The sequence below is a fragment of the Sphaerochaeta sp. genome (genome assembly GCF_050178175.1).
In the GTDB taxonomy this organism is placed as follows: domain Bacteria; phylum Spirochaetota; class Spirochaetia; order Sphaerochaetales; family Sphaerochaetaceae; genus Sphaerochaeta.
Genome location: NZ_JBFXGH010000069.1, coordinates 1 through 11,090 on the forward strand (window position 1 = coordinate 1; position 11,090 = coordinate 11,090).

Annotated in this window: 10 protein-coding genes and 1 tRNA gene; 1 reads left to right on the forward strand and 10 read right to left on the reverse strand. The window is 47.9% G+C overall.

All coding sequences use genetic code 11. The features are described 5' to 3' along the window. Nucleotide 1: 1 nt before the first annotated feature. The 8 genes from AB7S66_RS08360 to tig all read right to left on the reverse strand — a co-directional run bounded on the left by AB7S66_RS08360 (nt 2) and on the right by tig (nt 7,892). A tRNA-Leu gene (locus AB7S66_RS08360) sits at nt 2–86 on the reverse strand. A gap of 97 nt (nt 87–183) precedes the next feature. Beyond that, on the reverse strand, nt 184–1,965 hold the full coding sequence (gene pepF / locus AB7S66_RS08365; RefSeq protein WP_428518988.1) for an oligoendopeptidase F: 1,782 nt from the start codon (nt 1,963–1,965) through the stop codon (nt 184–186). Beyond that, a complete protein-coding gene (locus AB7S66_RS08370; RefSeq protein WP_428518989.1) occupies nt 1,962–2,567 on the reverse strand; it encodes a non-canonical purine NTP pyrophosphatase in 606 nt (201 codons plus the stop codon). Before AB7S66_RS08370 ends, pepF begins: the two co-directional genes overlap by 4 nt. Next, nucleotides 2,539–3,573, reverse strand: a complete 1,035-nt coding sequence (locus AB7S66_RS08375) for a hypothetical protein (RefSeq protein WP_428518990.1) — start codon at nt 3,571–3,573, stop codon at nt 2,539–2,541. Before AB7S66_RS08375 ends, AB7S66_RS08370 begins: the two co-directional genes overlap by 29 nt. Before the next feature lie 51 nt (nt 3,574–3,624). Continuing rightward, nucleotides 3,625–4,611 carry a DHH family phosphoesterase gene (locus AB7S66_RS08380; RefSeq protein ID WP_428518991.1) on the reverse strand — a complete coding sequence of 329 codons (987 nt, stop codon included), beginning with the start codon at nt 4,609–4,611 and terminating at the stop codon, nt 3,625–3,627. A gap of 1 nt (nt 4,612) precedes the next feature. Further along, a complete protein-coding gene (gene clpX / locus AB7S66_RS08385; RefSeq protein ID WP_428518992.1) occupies nt 4,613–5,842 on the reverse strand; it encodes an ATP-dependent Clp protease ATP-binding subunit ClpX in 1,230 nt (409 codons plus the stop codon). 2 nt (nt 5,843–5,844) lie between these two features. Further along, entirely contained in the window at nt 5,845–6,450 is a 606-nt protein-coding gene (locus AB7S66_RS08390; RefSeq protein WP_428518993.1) for an ATP-dependent Clp protease proteolytic subunit, read from the reverse strand. A gap of 92 nt (nt 6,451–6,542) precedes the next feature. After that, nucleotides 6,543–7,892 carry a trigger factor gene (gene tig, locus AB7S66_RS08395; protein WP_428518994.1) on the reverse strand — a complete coding sequence of 450 codons (1,350 nt, stop codon included), beginning with the start codon at nt 7,890–7,892 and terminating at the stop codon, nt 6,543–6,545. Nucleotides 7,893–8,150: 258 nt separating this feature from the next. Here tig and AB7S66_RS08400 point away from each other — a divergent pair, with 258 nt between their 5' ends. Further along, nucleotides 8,151–8,501, forward strand: a complete 351-nt coding sequence (locus AB7S66_RS08400; RefSeq protein WP_428518995.1) for an arsenate reductase family protein — start codon at nt 8,151–8,153, stop codon at nt 8,499–8,501. Between the two features lie 3 nt (nt 8,502–8,504). Here the strand turns inward: AB7S66_RS08400 and AB7S66_RS08405 are convergent, their stop codons facing one another. Together AB7S66_RS08405 and AB7S66_RS08410 are read right to left on the reverse strand one after the other, a co-directional pair. After that, nucleotides 8,505–9,053 (reverse strand): N-acetyltransferase family protein, encoded by a 549-nt coding sequence (locus tag AB7S66_RS08405; protein ID WP_428518996.1) that lies wholly within the window; start codon nt 9,051–9,053, stop codon nt 8,505–8,507. A 27-nt stretch (nt 9,054–9,080) separates the two neighbouring features. Continuing rightward, the coding region (locus AB7S66_RS08410; RefSeq protein ID WP_428518997.1) for a putative bifunctional diguanylate cyclase/phosphodiesterase at nt 9,081–11,090 on the reverse strand (2,010 nt) is incomplete at its 5' end.

The window sequence follows — 11,090 nt, forward strand, 5'->3', positions numbered from 1 at the left end:
GTGCGGTAGACTGGACTTGAACCAGCACAAGATTTCTCCCACTAGCACCTCAAGCTAGCGTGTCTACCAAATTCCACCACTACCGCATTCTTGAAGTATTGTTCGCTCTTGAAGTGAACGAGCCAACAATACAACAAGGGTGGGGAGCACGTCAAGCCCTCTTCTGAAAATTGAGTGCAACATTTACGAGAGCAGGCTTCCAGCCTGGTCCAGAAGGGATGAGAAGGTGGAAAGAGCATCTCTTACAGGCTCTTCCTTCTGCATATCGACACCAGCTTTCCGTAGTGATTCGATGGGGTAGAGACTGCCTCCACTACGAAGGAATGCGAGGTACGACTGCCTGTCTTGCTCTGTCCCATTGAGCACTTTCTTGCTCAAGGCGATGGAAGCGCTCAACCCGGTTGCATACTTGTAGACATAGAACGGGCTGTAGAAGTGCGGAATCCTCAATCCCTCAAGGTCGCTTTCTTCTGCAAAGGATACTGCATCCCCGAAATACAGCTCCAGCAGCTTTCGGTACTCGCTTCTCAGTAGCTCGAGGGTGATCGGTACGCCAGCTTCGGCTTCCCTGTGGATGATCATCTCATACTCGGCAAACATCGTCTGCCTGAAGAGTGTGGCCACGATGTCATCAATCTGTTTTCCGATGATATAGGCTTTCATCCGGTCATCAGTTGCATGGTCGATCATATACTTGGCCAGCAGTTGTTCATTGAAGGTGGAGGCAACTTCTGCTTCGAAGATAGTATAGTCATAGTTGAAATAGGGATTATTCTTTGCACTGTAATAGCTATGCATTGAGTGTCCCCCTTCGTGGGCTACCGTGAAGACATCACGCAACACATCCTCCTTGTAATTAAGGAGAATATAGGGCTTGCTGGTAAATGTACCGCTGCTGAATGCACCACTTCGTTTGCCTTTGTTCTCATAGCGGTCCACCCACCTGTCTTTTGTCAGCCCGTCTGTGATAGTCTGGACATATTCACTGCCAAGCGGTGCAAGTGCTGCCCCGATCATGGAGACCGCTTCCTCATAAGGGGTTATACTGGTTACTCCCTTTACCAAGGGTACATAGACATCCCAATGGGAAAGTTTCTCCAAGCCAAGGAGCTTTGCCCTCATCCTGTAATAGCGATGAAGGGTAGGCAGTGCATCGTGGACAGCCTTGATCAGGTTGTCATATACAGATACCGGTACATTGTCCGGGAACATTGCCATCTCCCTGCAACTCTCATATCCTCTTGCCTTGGCCTGGAAGATGTCCTGCTTTACCTGTCCCTCGTAGAGCCTTGCAATGGCATGCTTGCTGCTCTCATACACCGCATAGAACTGCTTGTAGGCCCGTTCCCTCACTGCTCTATCCTCTTGCATGAGGAAAGAGCTCAAGGAGCTCTGGGTGAGAGGTTTTCCATCGATCTCCCCAAAGTCAAAATCAACATTGGTTAGGTCGCTGAACGTGGAACGTGGGGTGGAAGCAACTTCGCTTTGCAGAGCGAGAAGACGCTCCTCCCCTTCACTCAGTACATGGGCTTTGAACCGTCTTGCTTTCTCTATAAAGACACGGTAGGGAGCAAAGTCCTCATCGTTCAGGTATCCATCTATAATCTCATCTGCAATACCGAGCAGTTCAGGGTCAAAGAATGCCATGGCTGCAGAGAGTTGGCTCAGAAGACTGGCCGATAGGCTGTAGCGTCTGACATTGGTGTTATCAGAGGCATCAGAGGCATACCCCAGGAAAGCCCAGTTGTAAATACGTTCTAGAAGGATGCCTGTCTCTTCATACCACCTCATGGTAGCCAGGAATGAATCTTTTCCTTTCTCAAGGGAGCCCTTCAATCCAGGCGCCTCAGCGATACGTTGTTTCATCACTTCAGTTGCTGCTTCCCAATCTGCTGTATCTGCGAAGAGACTGGTAAGGTCCCAGGTATCCTGCTCAAGTTGTTCTGCTCGTGTCTGTATACTCATGAAATTTCTCCTAACAAGGTAATCAAGTGACGGGTAGCTCTCCCACGGTGGCTGTAGCGGTCTTTTTCTTCCTCTGAAAGTTCTGCCATGGTTCTTCCTGCTTCCTTCACGATGAAAACGGGATCATAACCAAATCCGCCCCTCCCATAGCTCTCCTTTGCAATGAACCCATCTACTGCCTCACAGAAAGTGAACTCTCTTCTCCCGCCCATCACAAATGCCAAGGCACATACAAACTGTGCACTCCGCTCCTCTTTCTTTTCCAGGTGAGCAAGATTTTTCAAGAGGTACCCGTTCCTCTCTTCACTTTCCAGCATTCTTCCGAATGTCTCCAGGCCGTATCGGGCGGTTCTTACCCCCGGCCTTCCGTCGAGTGCGTCGACGCAGAGGCCCGAATCATCTGCCAGGATCTTGTACTCTTCGGGTGCCTGGGTGGCCAATGCCCTGGCCTTTCCCAGTGCATTCTCGCTAAAGGTTTCCGCCTCTTCCTCGAAGTCAAAATCGATACCCAGCTCGCTAGGAAGTATGATGGTATGCCCGGTGAGAAGCCTGGAAAATTCCTCTTTCTTATGCTCATTGTTTGATGCCAACAAAATATTCATGGCCCTTAAGATACTCAATGTCAGATTGTTCGTCCATATACTGGGAGAGAACACGCTTCATATAGTGTACCGAACTGTCGATGGTCCCCTTGGGAATATGCAATAATTCTCCTAGTTGATGGTGGCTCAAGCGGAACTCCATCTTCCTTATCTGGTTCACTTTTGTCTTGTATACTCCTATGGTCCAGCATCGTAACGCTTCCAGACGTTCAAGCTCCTTTGCATCAGTCTCTGTATGAAGACAATTCTCAATCTCAAGCAATCGTCTGAAGTGTCGGTTGCTTGTAGAGATGAACGCTTCTTTGCATCGTTGCTTCTCTTCAAGCATGAGGTTTGCTGTGTTGAGATACCGACAGAGGAGATGTGAATCAACTTCAAGAAAGTCTGCGAGCTTTTCAAGCAGATGTTGGTTTGCAAGTCCTGGAGAGAGTGTAAGTACAATAAGGAATCGTTTCCTGTTTACAGGTGTCGAGATCTCACTCTTAAGCTGTTGGATACGTTCATCAAGTACTTCTCGGCTAGCCTTACGTTCATAAAGGAGACGATTGAAAAGTTCAGGGAGTGACTCCATCTGTGAGACCAAAAGGTCTTTGAATGTTGTATAGGATGCAGTCTCTGCGGTCATTTCCGGCTCACTCCATAGTTGAGCATTGATGAATGGTTCTGTTTCACAGAGGAGTCTTTCCCTGGTGGAATTTGCTTGTTTTTGGGAGATGAAATATTTAGTTCGCTTACGTACTACCTGGGACAGGTATCCTAGGTAGGACAACCTTCCGATTTTATATGAAGTAAGATAGTAGTCAATGGTTTTATAACAGTACAGAAGGAATTCACTGCAATCTTCTTCCTCAAGTAAATGCAGATGAAAGGGGAGGGAGTAGAGAATTTGCTGGGTCTTGTTGTGAACTGTTCGATAGAGCTTTGTATTGGACCGATCTTTCTGGTAACAAACCACCTGATTAGTCAATTGCTTGCTCTCCTTGGCAGAAATGGGTAGCCATTGCATGGGTGCCTCCTTGTGGGATGATGCACATACCTATGCAATGTGTATGCCAAGTTATGCTTTCAGCATTTTCTCAACAGCTTCCAGAAGCAGTTTCCTGGTTTCCTTTATCGGTTTGTTGACCGTGGCACCAGCTGCCTTCTTGTGTCCACCACCTCCAAAGCTTTCGGCTAAGGCCCCCACATTGATGCTGCTTTGGTGAGAGGAACGGAATCCTACTTCCGTTCTTCCCCCCTCCAGCTCCTTGAAAAAGAGTACTACCTCAACTCCCTGTACCGAGAGCAACATGGTGTAAAGAGAATCGCTTGGCTTGTCTGTGGTGATGTACTGCTTGCTGTCCTCAAGCCAACTCGAGGAGACCATCACCTTTCCATCTAACAAGCTTTCACTACGATCAATAAGCTTTCCCAGGTACTTGATATACCCAAAACTCTTTCCACCAGTCATACGGTCATTCATCACATTGGGGGAAACCCCTAGGTCGACAAGCTCGGCCACAAGGCGGAGCGTCTCTCCACGATATGCATTGATGAAGCGGAAGAATCCTGAATCGGTGGCAAACCCAAAGAACAAGTGCTCGGCAATCTCTTGGGAAATTTCCACATCCAGTGCTTTGTAGAGTTGCATGATGATCAAGGTGGTGGATACCGAGCGGGGTACAATATAGCGATAGGTGCCAAACTGCTCTCCGCTGCTGTGGTGGTCGAACACCACCGTAGTAAGTCCCCCGATCTCATCTGCAAGGTGTCCGATACGCTCTGGTGAACTACAGTCCACCACCACGACCAGTGGATCCCTCTGTTTCAGCTCATCGTCGATATGATTCAGGAAATCAGAGCGAAGATGGGAAATCTCAGAGCGATCAAAGGGCCCGGCATTTGCCATATGGACGGTCTTCCCCATCTTCAGAAGCATGGAATTCATCGCCATCTGGCTGCTTAGGCAGTCACCATCAGGACTGATATGCCCGATGACAATAAACTCTTCTCGATCTCTCAACAATGCAAGGATCTCTTCATCAATGGGGGGATAGCTGAACATTTCACGCTCCACGGATAACCTCAGGTTGTTCTCCATTTATCACACATTCGCGACCGACGATTACCTGTTTCACTTGCTTGATGGAAGGAATGTCGTACATGATTCCCATCATCACATTCTCTACAATGGAACGCAGTCCACGGGCACCGGTCTTCTGTTCGAAGGCTTTTTCTGCAACAGCCTCGACAGCATCACTCTTGAATACAAACTCAATACCATCCAAGCGGAATGAAGCCTCATACTGGCGAATGATGGAGTTCTTTGGTTCAAGGATGATCCGCATCAAGTCGTTCTTGGTAAGATTGTCCAAAGCAACATGGATGGGAAGTCGACCAATGAACTCAGGGATCAGGCCGAACTTCACCAAGTCATCGGGAAGCAACTTGCTGTACAATGTATGCAAGTCCTTGTCTTGGGTATTGATGATGCTTGCACCAAATCCCATTGCATGGGAAGAAACACGTTTCTCGATCACCTTGTCCAGTCCAACAAATGCTCCACCACAAATGAAGAGGATATTCCTTGTATTGATCTTCAACATCTCCTGGTTAGGATGTTTGCGTCCACCTTGGGGAGGGACTGAGGCATCAGTACCTTCAATGATCTTCAACAGAGCCTGCTGGACACCTTCGCCACTGACATCACGTGTGATGGAAGGGTTCTCTCCCTTCTTGGCAATCTTGTCGATCTCATCAATGAAGATGATTCCGAATTCAGCTGCCTTGATGTTGTCATTTGCATTCTGGATAAGCTTAAGCAGTATGTTCTCAACATCCTCACCGACATATCCCGCCTCGGTGAGCGTGGTGGCATCTGCAATAGCAAAGGGAACCTGAAGCTTCTTTGCAAGCGTGGAGGCAAGCAATGTCTTGCCAGTACCGGTGGGTCCCACCATCAGGATGTTTGACTTGTCCAGCTCAACGCCTTGCTCTGATATCTGTTTCTGGTATTTAACGCGTTTGTAGTGGTTGTACACTGCAACCGCAAGTACCCGTTTTGCATCTTCCTGGCCGATAACGTATTCATCCATGTACTCCTTCAGTTCCTGAGGGGTAGGGATGTGTTCAGGAAGACCGATCACTTCCTCCTGGAAGCTTGGGTCTCCGGCAAGCATATCATTACAGACCTTGATGCACTCATCACAGATAGCAACACCCGGTCCGCTTATCAAACGCTTCACCTCATCTTGGCTTTTTCCGCAAAACGAGCAGACTTTTGCATTTCTTGCCATTACTAACTCCTTCTCATAACACTGTCGACGATGCCGTAGGAGACAGCATCATCACTACCGAGGAAGAAATCTCGTTCTACATCCTTGGCGATCTGCTCATAGGTCTTATGGGTATGTCTCGCGATGATGTCAATGGTAAGATTCTTCAGTCGACCAATCTCCTTGGCATGGATGGAGATATCGGATGATTGGCCTTCAACTCCGCCCCACGGTTGATGGATCATGACCCGTGCAGAGGGGAGGATAAACCGCTTTCCTTCCTTTCCAGCACAGAGCAACAATGCACCCATGCTTGCAGCCTGTCCCATACAGATGGTCTGGATGTCACTATGCAGGTACTGCATGGTGTCATAGATAGCCAGACCAGCGGTTACGGAACCTCCGGGGCTGTTGATATAGAGGCTGATGTCTTTTGTTGGGTCCTCAGACTCAAGGAACAACATCTGTGCCACAACCAGGTCGGCTGTTGCATCATTGATCTCCCCGTCAAGGAAGATGATACGGTCTTTAAGCAAGCGACTGAAGATATCATAGGCTCTTTCGCCTACACCTGACTGCTCTACGACCATCGGTATGTTTGATTGCATCCTTTCGGGATGGATATTCATGGTAAAAGCCCCCTTTGGTAGCTTGGATTGAAAAGGCGGAACCAGTGAGGAACCGCCTTTTCACACACTATGCACTCATGATCATCTACGGCTTATGCGCCGTAGGTATCGCTCATAAACGTCTCGTATGCGACTTCCTCACCTTCCACGAAGGTATTGTTCTCCTGCAAGAACGGTGCGATCTTCCGGAAGCGCAAGTCATCCTCAATCATATTGCGGTAGTAATCAAGCTGTGCCTGGTCGATGACATCCTTCAGCTGCTCCTCCACAACCTTGTTCAACTCTTCTTCCTCAACCGTGAATTTTTCTGCTTCCTTGATCTTTTCCATGATCAGCTGGATGCGCAGTGACTTTGCTGCAGCCTCTCTCCAAGGAGCGGTGATATCCTCCTTGGTCTGGTTCTGGAACTTGAGGAATTGCAGGACCTGCTCTTCACTCAGGCCAATCTGCTGGATGTAACGCTTCCAACTCTGTTCAACTTCCATGTCGATCATGCTCTGGGGAACAGCAATGGTAGTCTTCTCAAGAAGAGCCTCACTCAATGCATTCAGCCTTTCATTCTCAAGCTTTGCGTCGAGGGCAGCCTGCAGTTTCTCACGGGTTGCCTTCACCAGGTCATCGACGGTCTTGTATTCTTCCTTGACATCCTGTGCAAACTCATCATCGAGTTCAGGGATATCACGGAATCTCACGCTCTGGACATTCACCTTCAGGGTGATGGTTTTTCCAGCATACCCCTCAACGGTTGAATCCTCTGCATAGGTCTTGGTGAATATCTTCTCCTCACCACTCTTCATGCCAACAACATCTTCATCAATCTGGTAGAAATTGGTGGAGCTACCCAAGGTGAAAACAAACTCTTTGCGTTCGGTTCCGGGAACCTCGTTCTTCTCTTCGTCCAGTTCAACATAGTCAAGCGTGACAATGTCACCCATTTCAGCAGCGTCATCCTTGTCGATGACCATTGCATTCTGTTCACGGAGTTTGTCGAGTTCAGCAGTAACTGCCTCTTCACTCAGTGTTACCTTGGGGTAGGTTATCTCCAGTCCCTTGTACTGAGGGGTCTCGAAAATGGGCATAATGTCGTAGTGTACGGTGAAGGTGATGTCCTTGTTGGGCTCGAAGGGGAGGAGATTCTCCTCATCCTGAAGCTCGGGGGTGCTGAAGGAGAGCGGCTTGTATTTGTCTTCAACTTCAGCCAAGGCTTCCTTCAATGCGTTTTCGATGGTATTGAATGTACTTTCCTCGCGAATCGCCTTACCAAATTTACCTTCCAGAACGGATACAGGGACTTTGCCCTTTCTAAAACCCTTGATCTGGACATCAGCAGCATACTTTTTCAAAGCTGCCTGGTAGTCATTTTCGATGGTGTCAGCGGTCACAGTGACCGTCAGTGCGACGGAGGAGTTTTCCAATTCTTTGATACTCTTATCAGCGATCATCCTATGTTCATCCTTTTCGGTCCTCTCTTTTGGACCCTGTAAATCCTTAGGCAAAGCCCTTTGTTGCAATGTAATCCTGCTAAGTATACATAAACAGTTGATTTTCGACCACCCTGTCAGGAGGGTTCTTGCAAAAACCTTTTACCCGAAACATATTGTATATAGCAACTTTTTAGGCTTTGGTCTAGGGGAATGAGTGTATTTATCCAATTGCCAGTATACCACCGGTCTGCTAGCATACATATAAGGAGCCTGAAAATGACCATAATCTGCTATCCAGCTTGTTCTACATGCAAAAAAGCCATCAGCTTCCTTGATGCCAGGAAGCGTGAATATACCTATCGTGACATCAAGAAAGACCGACCGGACAAAGAGGAACTGAGAGAGTTCCTTAAGCGAAGCAATCTGCCTTTGAGACGCTTTTTCAATACCAGTGGCCAGCTGTATCGTTCCCTGAATCTGAAAGACCGGATTCAAGGGATGGATGAAGAGGAGATGCTCGATCTTCTTGCCAGTGATGGGATGCTGGTTAGGCGACCTCTGTTGGTCGCCGATCAGTTTGTATTGGTTGGATTCAAGGAAAAGGAGTGGGATGAACACCTTGGTTGATTATTACAATTCACTGACCATGAGAAGCAGATCCTCGTAGAATCCCTCACGGTAGCGGAATCCGCGGGGTATCCTGCCCATTTCTCGAAACCCAAGGCGGCTGTAGAGATGTATTGCCCTCTTGTTGCTAGCTACAACCTCCAACTCCATTTGCTCGAATCCTGCCAGACGGGCAGCATCGAGCAAGGTTTTCATCAATAGGGAACCGATTCCTTTCCCTTGTTGGTCCGTTGCAACAGAAATCCCTATCTGGCAGCGGTGTGCCATCTTGTATGCAAACCCCAAAGGTGAGAAGTCACAGAGAGCTACCAACTTATCCTCAATAAAGCCACCCAGCATCAATCTATTCTGGGATTTTGCTGCATTCTCCAGGAATGTGGCTTCGTCATCTGTGCTGATATTCCATTCATCACCGTAACGGGCAAGATAGGGACTTTCCATGTACATGGTTTTCATGTACTTGACCGCCAGGAGGGCATCCTCTGGCTTAAGTGATCTGATGGTGAGCGTACGAGTATCGGAAAGTTGAAATATTTCGCTTTCTCTGTTCATGGAACAAGTATAGCAGTGTCTTTTTCCTCATGGCAATGCGGACAGTCGGGTTTTCTGGGAGCTATCCAACAGTTGCTTGATGCCTGAAACGGGAAGAGGTGTGTAGAACAAAAATCCCTGGATGAAATCACACCCCTGCTCCTTGAGGAACTGGAGCTGTTCTTCCGTTTCCACTCCTTCAGCGAGTACCTTCAGCCCCAAATTCTTTGCAAGCAGGATGATACTCCTGATAATTGCCTGATCCTTGTGGAGATTGCTGCTGATGGCCCGGACAAACTCGATATCAATCTTGATAAGATCAATAGGGAAGGTCCGTAACCGGCTGAAGGATGAGTAACCAGTCCCAAAATCATCGATTGCAATCGAAATGCCCAATCCTTTCATTCTCCTTAGTTGGTCCATGATGAATGGCTCATCTTGAAAAGCAATACTTTCGGTGATTTCCACCTCAACACAATGAGGCGGTGTATGCGTTTCTTCAAGAATTGCAGAGATATGCTCTATCATGGAAGGGTCGCGGAGCTGGATAAGTGAAATGTTGATACTGATGGAAAGCTCACAATCCGCCCACTCCTGGAATTGCTGGATTTGCAGACAGGCAGTCCTCATAACCCACAGCCCGATGGGTCTGATCATTCCCGTCTGTTCTGCCATAGGGATGAACACTTCCGGATTAACAACCCCGTACTCACTGTTGTTCCACCGTAGCAGGGCCTCAAAGCCAATGATCTTGGTGGTTTCCACCGAGATCTTCGGCTGGTACAGCAACTGCAGTTCATCTCTATCCAGTGCCCAGTAGAGATTGTTCACCAAGGTATGATTCATCGTGGTCCTGGCCTTGATGTCATCCGTACAGAACACGGCTTGATTTTTCCCTCTGCCTTTTGCTTCATACATCGCAATATCTGCGTTCTTGATCAAGGTGTCAGGGGTTTCTCCATCATTGGGATATACTGCAATACCGATACTTGCCGAAACATGGTATTCCCCAGCATCTATTACCGCTGGTTTTTTCAGGGTTTCCATAATGGAGTTGATCATTGCATGGATGGGCTCGTCAGTTTCCAAGTCCGGTATCTCCACCAAGAATTCATCTCCCCCAAACCTTGCCAAGGTTCCCTTTTCCCCGATTCGCTTGATAAGCCGTTGGGCGATCTGTTGCAGTACCAGATCACCCACCATGTGGCCTGCCGTATCATTGATAGCCTTGAAGGAGTCAAAATCGATGAAAATGACACCAACTCTCCGACGCTGTCTGTCTGCCCGTTCCAAGGATTGCTGGAGCTTTTCAATGAAATATCCCCTGCTCGGCAATCCAGTGAGCGAGTCGTAGTAGGCAAGTTTGTAGAGCTGCCTTTCCGACTCCTTGAGATCTTGCCTCTGTGATTGGATTTTTTCTATATACATAGCAGATTGCTTTCTGAATGCTCTGATGATCAACAAAATAATCAGTACGTTGACATAGGATATGATCCCGGGAAGTGGGGCATTGAAATCCATCATGATCCAGAATACGAGAGAGATCAGTAGATTGGTTGTGTTCATCAGCATGGAGATGATGTATCCGGGTTTTGATTCCCTCAGTGCAAGGTAGATGGAGATGAACATCTGCGATTGGGTCAGGATGCCCCTGAAGGTGGATTCGGCAAGATGTAGCTGTCCTATGGTAATGATCCCTGGTTCGAGACGGATTTGTATGAATGAGATGAATACATAGAACATCACGCTGATGATGATATGGATGTAGCTGAAACTGAATTGCAAGGGGTTTTCTTGTTTCTCTTGTCGCTTTCTGATTGTGTTGTAAATGATGGTTACAGGCAACAACATTAGAACCGGTGCCATCTGTGGGAGATTGCCAACCTTGCTGCTTAGGATGATGTCTGTGTAGGTGGCTGCGACCAAGAGGGTGAGTATGGTTAAGAGGATGAGATGGGCTTGTTCCTTGATGACTGCATCCTGGCTTTTCTTGCCCCATGATGCAAGAAGCACCATGCCTAGGATGGTGTAGCTTCCATAGTATATGTAGAATATGAT